The 14,525-nt window shown below is 67.4% G+C and carries 15 protein-coding genes; 9 read left to right on the top strand and 6 right to left on the bottom strand.

The window, feature by feature from the left end; all coding sequences use genetic code 11:
• Positions 1–17 precede the first annotated feature (17 nt).
• Genes mnmG through JWN21_RS08720 form a run of 4 tightly spaced genes read left to right on the top strand, consistent with a single transcriptional unit; the run spans position 18 to position 4,019 of the window.
• Entirely contained in the window at positions 18–1,745 is a 1,728-nt protein-coding gene (gene mnmG / locus JWN21_RS08735; RefSeq protein WP_299648508.1) for a tRNA uridine-5-carboxymethylaminomethyl(34) synthesis enzyme MnmG, read from the top strand.
• Entirely contained in the window at positions 1,742–2,356 is a 615-nt protein-coding gene (locus tag JWN21_RS08730) for an RsmG family class I SAM-dependent methyltransferase (RefSeq protein ID WP_299648505.1), read from the top strand. The genes mnmG and JWN21_RS08730 overlap by 4 nt, the downstream gene beginning before the upstream one ends.
• A complete protein-coding gene (locus JWN21_RS08725) occupies positions 2,353–3,132 on the top strand; it encodes a ParA family protein (RefSeq protein ID WP_299648502.1) in 780 nt (259 codons plus the stop codon). Before JWN21_RS08730 ends, JWN21_RS08725 begins: the two co-directional genes overlap by 4 nt.
• Positions 3,129–4,019, top strand: coding sequence for a ParB/RepB/Spo0J family partition protein (locus JWN21_RS08720; protein WP_299648499.1), 891 nt, complete (start codon positions 3,129–3,131; stop codon positions 4,017–4,019). The genes JWN21_RS08725 and JWN21_RS08720 overlap by 4 nt, the downstream gene beginning before the upstream one ends.
• Here JWN21_RS08720 and holA read toward each other — a convergent pair.
• From holA to JWN21_RS08700, 4 genes are read right to left on the bottom strand one after another with little or no spacing between them, the layout of a single operon-like run.
• Positions 4,016–5,017 carry a DNA polymerase III subunit delta gene (gene holA, locus JWN21_RS08715; RefSeq protein WP_299648496.1) on the bottom strand — a complete coding sequence of 334 codons (1,002 nt, stop codon included), beginning with the start codon at positions 5,015–5,017 and terminating at the stop codon, positions 4,016–4,018. The two genes, JWN21_RS08720 and holA, sit on opposite strands and share 4 nt — an antisense overlap.
• On the bottom strand, positions 5,014–5,505 hold the full coding sequence (lptE, locus tag JWN21_RS08710; protein WP_299648493.1) for an LPS assembly lipoprotein LptE: 492 nt from the start codon (positions 5,503–5,505) through the stop codon (positions 5,014–5,016). Before lptE ends, holA begins: the two co-directional genes overlap by 4 nt.
• On the bottom strand, positions 5,502–8,003 hold the full coding sequence (gene leuS, locus JWN21_RS08705) for a leucine--tRNA ligase (protein ID WP_299648489.1): 2,502 nt from the start codon (positions 8,001–8,003) through the stop codon (positions 5,502–5,504). The genes lptE and leuS overlap by 4 nt, the downstream gene beginning before the upstream one ends.
• A gap of 13 nt (positions 8,004–8,016) precedes the next feature.
• A complete protein-coding gene (locus JWN21_RS08700) occupies positions 8,017–8,466 on the bottom strand; it encodes a DUF3576 domain-containing protein (RefSeq protein WP_299648487.1) in 450 nt (149 codons plus the stop codon).
• A 206-nt stretch (positions 8,467–8,672) separates the two neighbouring features.
• Here JWN21_RS08700 and JWN21_RS08695 point away from each other — a divergent pair, with 206 nt between their 5' ends.
• The 4 genes from JWN21_RS08695 (at position 8,673) to ribA (ending at position 12,487) form a co-directional block, all read left to right on the top strand.
• Positions 8,673–9,389 carry a hypothetical protein gene (locus tag JWN21_RS08695; protein WP_367182927.1) on the top strand — a complete coding sequence of 239 codons (717 nt, stop codon included), beginning with the start codon at positions 8,673–8,675 and terminating at the stop codon, positions 9,387–9,389.
• Between the two features lie 279 nt (positions 9,390–9,668).
• Positions 9,669–10,271, top strand: a complete 603-nt coding sequence (locus JWN21_RS08690; protein ID WP_299648485.1) for an outer membrane lipoprotein carrier protein LolA — start codon at positions 9,669–9,671, stop codon at positions 10,269–10,271.
• A gap of 399 nt (positions 10,272–10,670) precedes the next feature.
• Positions 10,671–11,453 carry an exodeoxyribonuclease III gene (locus JWN21_RS08685; RefSeq protein WP_299648483.1) on the top strand — a complete coding sequence of 261 codons (783 nt, stop codon included), beginning with the start codon at positions 10,671–10,673 and terminating at the stop codon, positions 11,451–11,453.
• On the top strand, positions 11,450–12,487 hold the full coding sequence (gene ribA / locus JWN21_RS08680; protein ID WP_299648481.1) for a GTP cyclohydrolase II: 1,038 nt from the start codon (positions 11,450–11,452) through the stop codon (positions 12,485–12,487). Before JWN21_RS08685 ends, ribA begins: the two co-directional genes overlap by 4 nt.
• Positions 12,488–12,577: 90 nt before the next feature.
• Here the strand turns inward: ribA and JWN21_RS08675 are convergent, their stop codons facing one another.
• Complete coding sequence (locus JWN21_RS08675; RefSeq protein WP_299648479.1) at positions 12,578–13,243, bottom strand: HAD family phosphatase; 666 nt, start codon at positions 13,241–13,243, stop codon at positions 12,578–12,580.
• Complete coding sequence (locus JWN21_RS08670) at positions 13,240–13,902, bottom strand: YggS family pyridoxal phosphate-dependent enzyme (protein WP_299648477.1); 663 nt, start codon at positions 13,900–13,902, stop codon at positions 13,240–13,242. Before JWN21_RS08670 ends, JWN21_RS08675 begins: the two co-directional genes overlap by 4 nt.
• On the opposite strand from JWN21_RS08670, the gene JWN21_RS08665 reads away from it, so the two are divergent.
• Positions 13,789–14,466: a thiamine phosphate synthase gene (locus JWN21_RS08665; RefSeq protein WP_367182926.1), complete on the top strand. Its 678-nt coding sequence runs from the start codon at positions 13,789–13,791 to the stop codon at positions 14,464–14,466. The genes JWN21_RS08670 and JWN21_RS08665 overlap by 114 nt on opposite strands.
• Positions 14,467–14,525: the final 59 nt, after the last annotated feature.

The following is a 14,525-nucleotide window of genomic DNA, read 5'->3' as shown; positions in this document are numbered from 1 at the left end:
CGTACTAGACGACCCGAATGTACGATGTCGTTGTAGTAGGTGGAGGGCACGCGGGTACTGAAGCGGCTACCGCCGCCGCACGACGCGGCGCCGACGTGGCGCTGGTCATGTTCGATCAACGCTTCCTGGGAGCATTGTCGTGCAATCCGTCGATCGGGGGGGTCGGCAAGGGTCACCTTGTGCGGGAACTCGATGTATTCGATGGGTTGATGGCCCGCGCTGCTGATCGATCCGCCATCCACTATCGCATGCTCAATCGCAGCAAGGGCGCGGCGGTACGTGGGCCGCGCGTTCAGGTGGACCGCGCGCTATACGCCGGGGCCATCCAGCAGCTGATCCGCGATCAGCCCGGCATAACGGTCATCAATGGCGAGGCAATTGCGCTATCGATCCGCGATGGCCGGGTGAACGGGGTCGCGCTGAACGACACAAGCGTGGTCGCCGGGCGAACGGTGATCCTTGCCACGGGGACATTCCTGGGCGGCCGCATCTTTCGCGGCGACGAACGCCAGGACGCAGGCAGGACAGGAGAGCCGGCGGCGACGGCTCTGGCCGATCAGTTGCGGTCAGCGGGACTACCGATCGGCCGCCTCAAGACCGGCACGCCACCACGACTGGACGGGAGGACGATAGACTGGGCGAGCCTGGACGAGCAGCCGAGTGACGATGTTCGATGGACCATGTCGACGATGGCATCCGGAGCACGCCTGCCGCAAGTCGCCTGCGCGGTCACACGGACCACGCCGGTCACGCACGAGATCATACGCCGGAACTTCCATCGCTCGCCCCTGTTCACCGGGGCGATCGACGCCGCTGGGCCGCGTTACTGTCCCTCGGTCGAGGACAAGGTGAAGCGCTTCGCCGATCGAGATGGACACCAGATCTTCCTCGAGCCGGAAGGTCTGACGGACCATATCGTCTATCCCAACGGTCTATCGACGTCACTGCCGGTCGATGTGCAGCAGGCCCTGCTGACAACGATCCCGGGTCTTGAGCGGGTTGAAATCGCAGCTCCCGGCTACGCCGTGGAATATGATTTCCTCGACCCAAGGGCGCTTGATCGTGATCTGCAGCTTTCGGCCTTTCCGGGTCTTTATTGCGCAGGGCAGATCAACGGAACGACCGGATATGAGGAGGCGGCCGCGCAAGGTCTGGTTGCTGGGCTTGCCGCCGCTGGCGATGCTTTGGGCCTGGCGCCCGTGACGCTCGACCGCGCCTCCAGCTATATTGGGGTCATGCTGGACGATCTCACGTTGCAGGGTGTTACCGAGCCCTATCGCATGCTCACCGCTCGGGCGGAGTTTCGCTTGTCGCTGCGGCCGGACAATGCCGAAACCCGTTTGGGCGAAGTGGCAATCGACGCGGCTTGTCTGTCGGCGACCAGGATCGCGCATCTTGACCGACGGGCGCGTCTGCGATCCGAACTCGACGGCATGTCATCCGATCAACTAGCCGATCCGGGTGGCAAGCGCTTCCCGGCAGATCTGGTCGAAGAGCAGATCGAGAACGCCCGGTACGCACCCTATGTGGCGCGGCAAGCCGAGGAGGTGCGGCGCCTAAGGGCGGAGGAGCAGGTCGCGATATCCCCCTCGCTCGAGTTCGCCAGCGTACCTGGTCTGTCCACGGAAATGATCGCGCGCCTGACAATCGCCCGGCCAACCTCGCTGGCGGCGGCCGCGCGCATTCGGGGGATCACCCCCGCCGCGCTGTCCGCGATATTGTTGCACAGCAGACGCGCGGCGTGACCGAGGACGAGGCCATTGGCTGGATGGACAGCCGTTTCGACGCTGGTGCGATGGCCAAGGTCCATCGCTTCGTCGCCATGGTCCTCGACGAGAGCAGCCGTCAGAACCTGGTTTCCAGAACGTCCTTGGAAACGATCTGGACTCGCCACATTGTCGATTCCGCGCAGCTGCTCGCACTTGCTCCCGTTAGCGACGGAAGCTGGCTCGATATCGGTACGGGTGCCGGTTTTCCGGGAATGGTGGTGGGGTTGTTGCGATCACATCGAACCATATTGTCGGAACCCCGCAGGTTGCGAGCGAGCTTCCTTTCCGAATGCATTGCTCGCCTGGGTGTCGAGAATACGATCTGCCTGCGCAACCAGGCGGTCGAGGAGCTGAATGAGCCTGTGGCGATTATCTCTGCCCGAGCGGTGGCACCGGTCGAAAAGCTTTTGCATGCGGCCGCGGGATGTTCCACCATCGGTACGCGGTGGCTGCTGCCAAGGGGTAGGTCCGCTGTTGGTGAGCTGCAGGAATTGCGCAACAGCTGGGCCGGAGTGTTTCACGTGAAACAAAGCGTTACCGATGAAAGTGCTGGCATCCTGGTGCTGGATCAGGTTGTCCGGCGGTGATCTGCATCGCGGTAGCAAACCAGAAGGGTGGAGTGGGTAAGACCACCACTGCGATCAACCTGGCAACCGCACTGGCGGCGACGGGGCTGCGTGTCCTGCTTATCGACCTCGATCCTCAGGGCAATGCGTCAACCGGTCTTGGCCTGACTCAGGCGAGCAGGCTTCGTTCGTCGTACGAAGTCCTGATCGGTACCGCGTCGATCGACGTAGCAGCAGTGGCGACCAAGGTGCCCCGACTCGATATCGTGCCCGCGACCGTCGACCTGTCCGGTGCGGAGATCGAGCTGGTGGACTTCGATCAGCGAACCCATCGGCTCGACGCGGCCATGCAACAGGCGCCAGCGCGGTGGGACGTTGCCCTGATCGATTGTCCTCCCTCGCTGGGATTGCTGACGATCAATGCGATGGTAGCATCGGATCGTCTCCTGGTGCCGCTGCAATGCGAATTCTTCGCGTTGGAGGGTCTGTCCCAACTGCTCAGCACCGTGGAGCGTATTCGGGCGCGCTTCAATCCGGGTCTGTCGATCCTGGGGGTGGCGTTGACAATGTACGACCGCCGTAATCGATTGACCGAGCAGGTTGCGAACGATGTTCGCGCCGTGCTGGGCAAGGTCGTTTTCGAGACGGTCATCCCCCGCAATGTGCGCCTGTCGGAGGCGCCGAGCCATGGCCTGCCTGCGTTGATCTACGATCATCGGTGCAGCGGCTCCGAAGCATATATCGCACTTGCCCGCGAACTCATAGGACGCCTGCCGGCACCGGCGGTGGCGGCGTGACCCGCACTCGCTCCGGTGGGCTGGGACGCGGTCTCAACGCGCTGCTCGGCGACATCGCGCGCGAAGCGCCAATTGGCGGCGGCGATGGCAGTGACTCGGGTATCAAGACGCTACCCGTTGGTTCGCTCACACCGCATCCCGATCAGCCTCGACGTCGGTTCGACGATGCGCAGCTCGACGAACTTGCGGGCTCGATCAAGGCGCGTGGCCTCTTGCAGCCGATCGTCGTCCGCCCGCATGGCCACGGCTATCAGATCGTCGCGGGAGAGCGCCGCTGGCGCGCGGCGCAGCGGGCCCAGTTGCACGATGTTCCGGTCGTCATTCGACAGTTCGACGACGCGGAGACGTTGGAGATCGCACTGGTCGAGAACATCCAGCGCGAGGACCTTAATGCGATCGAAGAGGCGCGCGCCTACCAGCGTCTTGCCAATGACTATGGTCACACGCAGGAAGCGCTGGCGGGCATGGTGCACAAGTCGCGCAGTCACATCGCCAACCTGCTGCGGCTGCTCGACCTGCCGGAACGGGTGCAGGCACGAGTGGTCGATGGATCGCTGTCGATGGGGCATGCGCGTGCGCTGCTCGGCGCCGGCGATGTCGAGGCCCTGGCGGAACAGGTGGTCGCGCGCGGCCTGTCGGTGCGCGACACCGAGCAACTTGCGCGGGCCGCCAAAAAACCAAAGGCCGCAGGCGAGGAGTTCCGACGCGACCACACCGGCACCACGCGCGACGGCGATATCGCTGCGCTGGAACGCCAGCTGGCCGATCTGCTGGGGGTTGCCGTGCGTGTCACTCACGGCCCGAATGGCGGTTCGCTCACGTTGGGCTATTCGACACTCGATCAGCTCGACATGCTCTGCCAGCGGCTGACCGGCGAGCCGATCTAGCGGGCGACCCGCCGGGCCAGTCCTACGGCCGCGTGCTCGGCTAAGGTCGCACCGGCCCCTCCACTGCTCATTGCCGAGAGTTCCGCGGCGCGTACCTGCGTCAGCGCGGTGGCGATCATGGTCGGCGACCAACGGCGCAGGTCACGCGCGGTACGTTGCTCCTCGTCCCGAGAAAAGATCCTGTGTCGCTTCATCAGGCCGTCGAGCGGCTCGCCGCGATCGACCGCACCGCGCATATCCCCCAGCGCAACCAGTCGCCGCTGTACGGCGCGCAGCCATGGCACGGGTGAAGCTCCGTTCTCGTCCAGCGTGGTCAGGCGCATACCGAGTTCAGCTGGCCGGCCGTCGAGCAGCGCATCCACCGCCCCGTTCAGCTCCGCCTCGCTCAGGTCGGCTATGATGGCGTCGACGTCCGCCGGACCGACCTCCTGCGGCCGCTCGGGACTTGCATCGAGGTAGAGCGCCAGCTTGTCGATTTCACGGCCGAGCACCGCGCGGTCGCCGCCACTCGCCCCGACCAACCGTCGCGCCACCCCGGGTGCCGGACGCATTCCGGCAGCGGTAAGGAGCCCGGTCGCGATCTTTTCGGAGTCACTTGCGGACGGGGCATAGCAGGCCACCGAGACGACGTTCGGGTGGGCGAGCGCAAGAGCCAGTACCTTGCTGCCCTTCTTCAGCGCAGGGGCGAGCGCGATGACCGGGCTGCCGCCACGTGAACTATTCAACAGCAGGGACAGGGCTTCCAGTGCTTCCTCACCGACCGGCGCGACCCTGATCACGCGAGCCTCGCCGAACAGCGAGGGCGACAGCGCCTCGTCAGCCAGCCGCCCAACGTCCTTCTTCAACGTCGGGCCGTCGAGGTCGATCCGCTCCGCCTCCGGCATGGTTGCCGCGAGCTGCCGGGCGAGATCGCTCGCGCCCGCCTCGTCCGGCCCGTGGAACAGGTATAACCGCACGTCCTGACGCAGCTTGGGCAGCTGCCCGCTGACGCCCTTCACGGCGTGCTTTTCGCCCGCGCATGAAGAGCGATCCGGCCGACGATCTGATCCGCCACGATCCCGGCCAGCCGCTCGAGTGCGGTGTTCTCCGCCGCGATCGTCGCATATTCGGATCCGACGACGTCGATCCCGGCGTCGGAGCCAGCGGTGGTGTCGATCACAACCGCGCCGGTGCCGACTTCCACCAATTGCCAGCGCGCGCGCAACGTGCGGCGCTCGCGGGCGATGCTATCGTCGCGGCGCACGCCCAGTCCGCTGATCCTGTCGTCCAGCCGCAGATCGAGTCGATATCGCGGTGCGCCCTGAGCGGGGAGGCGATCGCGCAGCGCGTTGACCAACAGCCAGCCGCTCCGCCCCTGAACCGGCGCAACCTCGATGGCCGCGAGCGCGCTGGCGGCCGCGCCCGAGCCGCCCCCTGCGTAAAGCGGTTTCAGCCCACAGCCGCCGAGCGGCAGCAGCGCGCACGCGAGGAGCAGCGCCGCTCTCATGCGACCAGGTTCACCAGGCGGTCGGGGACGACGATGATCTTGCGCGGCTGCTTGCCACCGAGAAAGCTGGTGACCTTGTCCGATGCGAGTGCGGCGGCCTCTGTTTCCTCGCGCGCAAGGCCCTTGGGCAGCGTCAGCGTGTCGCGGAGCTTGCCGTTCACTTGCACGGCGATCGTCACCTCGTCGGCGATGAGCAGCGTCTCGTCCACTTCGGGCCAGGCGGCATCGGCGATCAGCCCGTGTTCGCCGGCGCCTGCCCACGCCTCTTCCGCCAGATGCGGCGCCATGGGTGCCACCAGCAGCATCGTCGCGCGCACAGCCGTGTCGCGCGATGCCGATGGGGCGGCACGCTCGATCGCGTTGACCAACTCGTATAGCTTCGCGACGGCTTTGTTGAACGCCAGCGCCTCGATGTCGGTGGCGACGCCCGCGATGGTTTGGTGCAGCTTGCGATCCAGCGCACCGTCCACGCCCGCGCCACCGGTGTCGCTCACGCACAGTCGCCAAAGCCGCTGCACGAACCGCCAGGCACCCTCAATGCCGGCTTCGGACCAGGGCAGGTCCCGTTCGGGCGGTGAGTCCGACAGCACGAACCAGCGCACCGCATCCGCGCCGTAACGCTCGACGATGGGCAGCGGATCGACCGTATTCCGCTTGGATTTCGACATCTTCTCGACGCGCCCGATGACGACATTCGCGCCGGTCGCAACCTCGACCCCTGATTCGACTTCGGCCGGCGACAGCCAGCGGCCGTCCGCAGCGCGATAGGTCTCGTGCGTCACCATGCCTTGCGTGAACAGCCCCGCGAACGGCTCGGCGATATCGAGTTTGCCGATGTGCTTCAGCGCCCGCGTCCAGAAGCGTGCGTAGAGCAGGTGGAGGATCGCGTGCTCGACCCCACCGATATACTGGCCGACCGGCAGCCAGCGTTCGGCCGCCGCCTTGTCGAATGGCCGGTCGGCGGGCTGGCTGGCGAAACGGATGAAGTACCAGCTGGAGTTGACGAAGGTGTCGAGTGTGTCCGTCTCGCGCACTGCCGCCGCCCCGCAGGTCGGGCAGTCGGCATGCTTCCAGGTCGGATGCCGGTCGAGCGGGTTGCCGGGCACCGCGAAGCTGACATCCTCGGGCAGCACCACCGGCAGCTCCGCGCGTGGCACGGGAACGACGCCGCACGCATTGCAATGGATGATGGGGATCGGCGTACCCCAATAGCGTTGCCGCGATACCCCCCAGTCGCGCAGGCGGTAAATGGTCGTGCCCTCGCCCCAGCCTTCGGCTTCGGCACGCGCGATCACTGCAACCTTGGCGACCTCGACGTCCATACCATCGAGGAATCGGGAGTTCACCAGTCTGCCTGTCCCGCCATAGGCAACATCGCCCCCGAACTCGGGTGTGGTCTCGTCACCCTCCGCAACGACTCGCGTCACGGGCAGGCCGTACTTGCGCGCGAAATCCAGGTCGCGCTGGTCGTGCGCGGGCACGCCGAACAACGCGCCGGTGCCGTATTCCATCAGCACGAAGTTGGCGATGTAGACGGGCAGCGTGATGCTCGGATCGAGCGGGTGTGCGGCGGTCAGCCCGGTGTCGAACCCGAGCTTCTCCTGCTTCTCAAGCTCGGCAGCGGTGGTGCCACCCTGCTTGCATCGGGCGATGAACGCAGCAGCGTCGGGGCTGGTCGCGGCGACCGCCTGCGCTATCGCATGGTCGGCCGCGACTGCGACGAAGCTGGCCCCGAAGATCGTGTCGGGGCGGGTGGTGAAGACGTCGATGCGCTCGCCATTCGCAACGTCGAACCCGAACCGCATCCCCCGCGAGCGCCCGATCCAGTTCTCCTGCATCAAGCGGACCTTGTCGGGCCAGTCCTTCAGCTCGCCCAGCCCATCGACCAGCTCGTCGGCGAAGTCGGTGATCTTCAGGAACCACTGATTTAGCTTGCGCCGCTCGACCTCGGCGCCCGAGCGCCAGCCGCGCCCGTCGATCACCTGCTCGTTGGCGAGCACGGTCATGTCGACCGGGTCCCAATTGACCGCGCTTTCCTTGCGATAGACCAGCCCGCCCTCGTAGAGGTCGAGGAACAGAGCCTGTTCGTGGCCGTAATAATCGGGTTCGCAGGTCGTCAGCTCGCGCGACCAGTCGAGCGCGAAGCCCAGCCGCTTCAACTGCGCCTTCATCGTCGCGATATTGTCGAGCGTCCAGCCGCGGGGGTGAACGCCTTTTTCCATCGCCGCGTTCTCGGCCGGCATGCCGAACGCATCCCACCCCATCGGGTGCAGCACTTCCATGCCGCGCATCCGCCGATAGCGCGCGAGCACGTCGCCCATCGTGTAGTTGCGGACGTGACCCATATGGATGTGCCCCGACGGATAGGGGAACATCTCCAGCACATAGGAGCGCGGCTTCAGGCTCGCATCGTCAGCGGCGAAGGTCCGCCGCTCGTCCCAGGTCTGCTGCCAGCGCGCGTCCGCAGCCAGCGCGTTGAAGCGGGAGGGCTGGCTCATGGATGTCGCGTGATCAGCCGGACACGGCCGCGCGGCGCAGATCGCGGGCGCGGGTCAGGATGACGTCCTCCAGCTTCTGCGTCGTGGCGGCCTGAACCGGCGCCGCGATCCACTGACCTCCCTGATTGACCTGGCGCAGCGCCGCGACGCGCACGGCGTCGGCGCGCAGATCCTGATCGAGGATCGAGACGGTCACCTTCATCCGCTCGGCCGGCGACTGCGGATTGACGTACCAGTCGGTCACCACCACGCCGCCATTGCTGTCGGTCTGCAGCAGCGGCATGAATGACAGCGTGTCGAGCGTCGCGCGCCACAGATAGGCATTGACGCCGATCGTGGTTACCCTCGACGCGGCAAGATCGGCCTTGGGCACGCCACCGCCGGTGCTGCACGCCGCCAACGGCAGCAGGAGCAGGGAAGCACCGAGCAACAGGGGGTTCGCGATGCGCAACGGGCGGGACATGGGGGCGTTTTCCTGACAAAGGTCGCCTTGGCTCTACAGGTCCCCCCCGCGGGTCGCAAGCGCGCTGCCCCCGACCTGCCCGCAATGGCGGCCTGTGCGGATTTTATCACACTTCCAATGATTCAACGTTGCTCGGTGGTGACCGGCCGGGGACACGTTATATGCTCAGTTCATTGGGTCGAGTCCGCTGGAGAGGGACAGTAGAAGTGAAGGCGCCGGGCGTCATGGTCGCGATCGCCGCCGGGGTGCTGGTCACCGCCGGCTTCGCTGTCGCGCCTGCTTCCGATGCAGCTGAGCGGCCGTCATACGGCCGATCGGTGAAGGCGCGAACGGTTGCACAGAGCCGACCGGCACTTGCGTTCACGCCCGCCGCCGCGGATCCGCGACTGGCGGCGGTTTTCGCGCGCGGTGGCCTGGATACCAGCGGCCTGCGCTTTACCCCGGCCGAAACGCGGCGCGACAATCGTGCGGTCACGGTGGCCGTCCGCGCGCGTGCCAATCGAGCCGATCCCGCGCGGCCCACGGCACCGGCCGACCCGGTGGTCGGATTGGCGCCGATCGCCTACAATCTGGGCGTGGCTGTGGGCTGGCGCCGGTTCGGAATCGCCGGCGACGTCAAGCGACTCGACATGGCTGGCCGCCCTGGCGGGCGCGAGGCGGCGGATGTTACCGTCACCTATGCCGGCGATCGTGTGATCGGCCGGGTCAAGGCGGTCGCCGACCGGCCGTTCGCCGCCGTCGCGCCGAGCGTCGACGATCAGCGCAGCTATTCGCTCGACGTCGGCGGGTCATATCGCCTGACGCGCAACGTCGATGTGACCGCTGGCCTGCGCTATCGCACCGAGCGGGATCGACTGGTCCGGCTCGACGACAACCGCCGCGACAGCCAGGCGGTGTACCTGGGGACGGCTTTCCGGTTCTGACGCAGCGCGGCAGTCCGGCCCCGTCCGGCTGACTCGCGCCAGTCCGGCGGGCGACGGGACCCAGCAGTATCTACTTTGCTGGGTGCTCGGGTCGGCCAAGCCGGGCCGTCCGACGGCGCGGCTTTGCCGCGGCGTGCTTTCCTCCGTTACTCCGGCAAGGATCGGGTCCCTCTGGGCGCGCGTGTCGCTGGCGGCACGATGGACCCCGGCTCGCGGCCGGGTGACGAGGCATGCTGCGTGTTCACAACTCGTTCAACGCTCCGCCACCAAGGCGAGTGCATGAAACTTCTCCCGCTCCTGCCCATCGCCGCGCTCGTTGCCGCTGCGCCGACGCCGTCCGCCGACCTCGCCCAGGTGCAACGCCATCTCCAAGCGCTGACGACGATGACCGCCGCGTTCACGCAGACCGATCGTGCCGGCAAGTCGCTGACCGGAACGTTGACGCTGAAGCAGCCTGGCCGGATCCGGTTTCAGTACCAGAAAGGCGTGCCGATCCTGCTCGTCGCGGATGGCGGTGCGCTGACCTATATCGATTATTCGGTGAAGCAGGTGCAACGCTGGCCGGTGAAGAACTCGCCGCTGGGCGTGCTGCTCGATCCCCAGCGCGACATCGGACGATATGCGCGCGTCCTCCCGACCGGCAACGATCGCGTCGTGTCGATCGAGGCGAATGACCCCAAACACCCCGAATATGGCCGCATCACGCTGGTCTTTGCGCGCCAGGACGGCGCGCCGGCGGGGCTGGCGATGCAGGGGTGGGTGGCGCTCGACAGTCAGGGCAATCGCACCACCGTGCGGCTGTCGGGGCAGCGGTTTGGTGAGGCGGTGGGTGACAATGCGTTTCGCTGGAATGACCCGCGCAAAAGTGGGGTGCGAAGGTAAATACCGGATTTACACCGATATTGCTCCCGTTCATGCAGCCGACAGGTTGAGGTGGTAGGGCGAACCGGCGGACGCGGTCGGTCGGGATTTCCCCCCTGTTACCCGATCTGATCGTTTCCCGCCTGCGTGACGAACGCTAGGTCGGCCCTCGCTCCATGCCCCCGGAGCGGGGGCCTTTCTGTGTAGCGTGGCTTGCGCCATGCTGGCGCAAGACTCACGCGAGCACGGCCCGGCTCGCGAAGCGAGCTTCGACCACGCGGCTTTGCCGCGGCGTGCCGCGGACCTCACCCGATGCTTACCTAGCGCACCGTGACTGGACCCTGCCGTCGTGCGGGTGGAGCTTGGATGGATTTCCGCGTGGGGTGACGAACCACATCACCCGCTGCTACGCCCCTCCGCGTGAAGATCGCCTCGTGGAACATCAACTCGGTCCGATTCCGCCTCGACATCGTCGATCGTTTCCTGCGCGAGGCCGAACCCGACATCCTGTGCCTGCAAGAGACGAAAGTGATCGATGCCGACTTCCCCGCAGCGGCGTTTCGGGCGCGCGGGTATGATCATGTCCTGATCCACGGCCAGCGGATGCACCACGGTGTCGCGATCGTCAGCCGGGTGCCGATCAGCGAGGACGATCGCTTCGACTGGCAGGCGAACCGGGAGGCGCGGCACATCGGCGTTCGCCTGCCGAATGGCGTCCGGCTGGAGAATGTCTATGTGCCCGCAGGCGGCGACGTGCCCGACCGCGAGATCAACCCGAAATTCGGCCAGAAGCTCGATTTCGTCGAGCGCATGACGCGCTGGTCGGAGGCGCTGGACTGCCCGACGATCCTCGTCGGCGACTTCAACATCGCGCCGCTGCCCGAGGACGTGTGGAGCCACAAACAGCTGCTCGGCGTCGTCAGCCATACGCCGATCGAGGTCGACGCGCTCGACCGGCTGCAGGCGTCGAACGGCTGGGTGGATCTGGGCCGTCACTTCCACCCCGCGCCTACGCGTTTGCACACCTGGTGGAGTTATCGCGCGCGCGAGTGGTCGTTGTCGGATCGCGGGCGGCGGCTCGACCATCAATGGGCGACCGCCGATGTGGCCGCGACCGCCGTGTCGCACACGGTATTCGAGGATTGTCGCGGCTGGCTGAAACCGTCCGACCATGTGCCGATCATGACCGAGTTCGACTGGTGAGCGACAAGTCGGTCGCGCGCGCGATCGATGCGCTGCGTCGCGGCTGGCCGATCGCGATCGAGGCCATGACGGTGCTGGCGGTCGAGAACGCTACCGATGCCTCGCTGGCGGACTTTGACGCGACCGGCGGCGCGCCCGTGCTGATCTCTGCCGGCCGCGCGGCGACGCTCAAGCTCGTCAACCAGCTCGCCGCCGCCGATCCCGAACAGCCGGTGCTGGTCGACCGCGCGCCCTGGCTGGATCTGAGCGGTGCGGTGGCGCTCGCCGATCCGTCGCGCGATCTGGCCACGCCGCTGAAGGGTCCGTTTCGCACCTTGCGGCCGCCACCGGGTGCCGCCGCCGCGATCCGCCTCGCGCGCCTCGCCGGGCTGCTCCCCGCCTTCTTTATCGGCGGCGCGGGTGCGGAGGCGAGCGTCACCCTCGCCGATCTCGACGGGCACAATGGCGCGCACCGCCTCGTCCTCGCCACGCGCGCGCGCCTGCCCGTCGCCGGCGCGGAGGACGCGGAGGTCGTCGCCTTCCGCACGCCGGACTCGACCGACGAGCACGTCGCGCTGCTGATCGGACAGCCCAACGGCCGGCCGCCGCTGGTGCGCCTGCACAGCGAATGCCTCACTGGTGACGTGTTCGGCAGCCTGAAGTGCGACTGCGGTCCGCAGCTGAGCCACGCGATCGCCGCGATCGCCGCGAGCGGGTGGGGCATCCTCCTGTACCTGCGTCAGGAGGGGCGCGGCATCGGCCTCGTCAACAAGCTGCGCGCCTATCGCCTGCAGGATCAGGGGTTCGATACGGTCGACGCCAACACGCGGCTGGGCTTCGCGGTTGACGCACGCGACTTCGGGGTGGCGGCGCGCATGCTGCACTTGCTGGGACAGGACGCGGTGAGGGTGTTGACCAACAACCCGGCCAAGGTGACGGCGCTGGAAGCGGCCGGAGTTACCGTGGTCGAGCGCGTTCCGCACCACCTGCCCGCCAATCCGCACAACGCGCGCTACCTGGCGACCAAGCGCGACCGTACGGGGCACCAGCTCTAGCGCAGCGCGGCAGCAGGCGACGTCCTGCTGACCCGCGCAAGCTCGCCCGGCGGGCTTCTGCCCGCCCGACGTCACGGCTCTGCCGGGACGCTACAACGCCAATAGTCTCGCCACCTCGTCGAAGCTGCTCGCGATCGCATCCGCGCCGATCGCGCGGAGCCGGTCGGCGTGGGCGACGTCGCAATGCGAACCTGCGCACAGGCCGATGACGTAACCGCCCGACGCCACCGCGCCGGTCGCACCCACCGGCGAGTCCTCGATGATCGCACAGTCGGTGATCGCCACGCCTAGCGCCGCGGCGGCGTGGAGGTACAGATCGGGCGCGGGCTTGCCGCGTGCGACATGCTCGCGGCCCGAATAGATGTGGTCGCCGAACTCGCCGCTCAGGTCGATATGCGCGAGGTGGCGGCGGATCCAGTCGCTCGAACTCGACGAGACAACCGCGCGCGGCAGGGTGGCCGGTAGCGCGCGGACGAACGCGACCGCGCCCGCGACCTCACCGACGCCATCGCGCATCACGCGCTCGTCCTCCGCCTGACGTTCGGTGTGGAAGCTCTCGGGCAGCGGGCCGTCGATGTACCGCTCAAGCGCATCATGAAAGTCGCGCGCGCCCAGCCCCATGAACTCGCGCATGGCGACTTCCGGCGTGGTCGGATGGCCGTTGGCGGTCAGCCAGTCGGCGATCTGCTTGTTGCCGACATACTCGCTCTCGATCAGCACGCCGTCGAAGTCGAACAGGAGGGCCGCGAACCTCATGCGCGCGTGCCGAACAGTGCCGAGCCGATGCGGACGTGCGTCGCGCCCAGCATCGCGGCGGTCTCGAAATCGTCGGACATGCCCATGCTCAGCCCCGCGAGTCCGTGATCGCGGGCCAGCTTCGCGAGCAGCGCGAAATAGGGCGCGGCCTCGACGTCGGCGGGCGGCAGGCACATCAGGCCCGCAACCGGCAACCCCGCCGCGACCGCCTCGCGCAGCAGGTCGGGTAGCGCTGCGACCGCGCAACCGCCCTTCTGCGGCTCGTCGCCGATGTTGACCTGCACGAAGCAGCGCGGGCGACGGTCGAGCCGGTCCATCGCGCGCGCCAGCGCCGCGATCAGCGACGGGCGATCGATCGTGTGGATCGCCTCGAACAGCGCCACGGCTTCATCCGCCTTGTTCGACTGCAGCTGACCGATCAGATGTACGTGCGCATCGGGGTAGCGTTCGCGCAAGGCCGGCCACTTGCCAGCGGCTTCCTGGACTCGGTTCTCGCCGAATGTCAGCTGTCCGGCGGCAAGCAGCGGCTCGATCGCGTCGGGCGCTTGCGTCTTGGACACGGCGATCAGTTCCACCGCGTCAGCCTTGCGACCGGCGAGCGCGGCAGCGCGGGCGAGGCGGGCGCGAACGTCGGCAAGGGCGGCGGGGACGAAGCTCATCCGCGCCGCTATAGCCGCGCGGTGCCTGCCCGCTACCCCTCACTCTGGCTGTTCACCGACGAGCGGCAGGGCGACGCGCTATGGTCGGCGCTGCGCCGCCTGCCGCCGGGCAGCGGGGTGGTGTTCCGGCATTACTCGTTGTCGCCCGCGGAGCGGGTGCGGCTGTTCGTCAAGGTGCGCAGGCGCGCGCAGGCGCGGCGGCTGGTGGTGGTGAGCGCCCATATGCTGCTGCCGGGCGCGGACGGGGTGCACAAGGCGGTGCGCGGCGCTGGCTTGCGGACGTGGCCTGCGCACGATCGGGCCGAGGCGTTGGCGGGGCTGCGGGCGGGGGCGGGGCTGCTGTTCGTCTCGCCGGTCTTCCCGACGCGGTCGCATCCGGGCGCGGCGTCGCTGAGGCCGGCTCAGGCGGCGCGCGTAGCGCGAGGATTGCGCGTGCGGGTGATCGCGCTGGGCGGAATGAATGCGCGGCGCTGGCGAGCGGCGCGGGCGTGCGGGTTTGATGGGTGGGCGGGGATCGATGGGTGGTCGGAGAACAAGGGGCGTCGTGGCAAAGCCACGCCCTGACGTCGAACGGAAGCGATTTGCTTTCCGCCGGCCGAGCTTGCGCGAGGTGCGATTAGCTT

The organism is Sphingomonas bacterium (genome assembly GCF_028292945.1).
Taxonomy (GTDB): Bacteria; Pseudomonadota; Alphaproteobacteria; order Sphingomonadales; family Sphingomonadaceae; genus Sphingomonas.
This window is presented reverse-complemented; position numbering and strand designations above follow the sequence as displayed.

What these genes read in the sequence shown, in the direction of transcription:
- leuS (WP_299648489.1), bottom strand. Translation starts at nt 8,003, where the DNA reads ATGAGCCAGCCCTCCCGCTTCAACGCGCTGGCTGCGGACGCGCGCTGG.
- JWN21_RS08675 (WP_299648479.1), bottom strand. Translation starts at nt 13,243, where the DNA reads ATGAGGTTCGCGGCCCTCCTGTTCGACTTCGACGGCGTGCTGATCGAG.
- JWN21_RS08670 (WP_299648477.1), bottom strand. Translation starts at nt 13,902, where the DNA reads ATGAGCTTCGTCCCCGCCGCCCTTGCCGACGTTCGCGCCCGCCTCGCC.
- JWN21_RS08690 (WP_299648485.1), top strand. Translation starts at nt 9,669, where the DNA reads ATGAAACTTCTCCCGCTCCTGCCCATCGCCGCGCTCGTTGCCGCTGCG.
- lptE (WP_299648493.1), bottom strand. Translation starts at nt 5,505, where the DNA reads ATGAGAGCGGCGCTGCTCCTCGCGTGCGCGCTGCTGCCGCTCGGCGGC.
- JWN21_RS08700 (WP_299648487.1), bottom strand. Translation starts at nt 8,466, where the DNA reads ATGTCCCGCCCGTTGCGCATCGCGAACCCCCTGTTGCTCGGTGCTTCC.
- mnmG (WP_299648508.1), top strand. Translation starts at nt 18, where the DNA reads ATGTACGATGTCGTTGTAGTAGGTGGAGGGCACGCGGGTACTGAAGCG.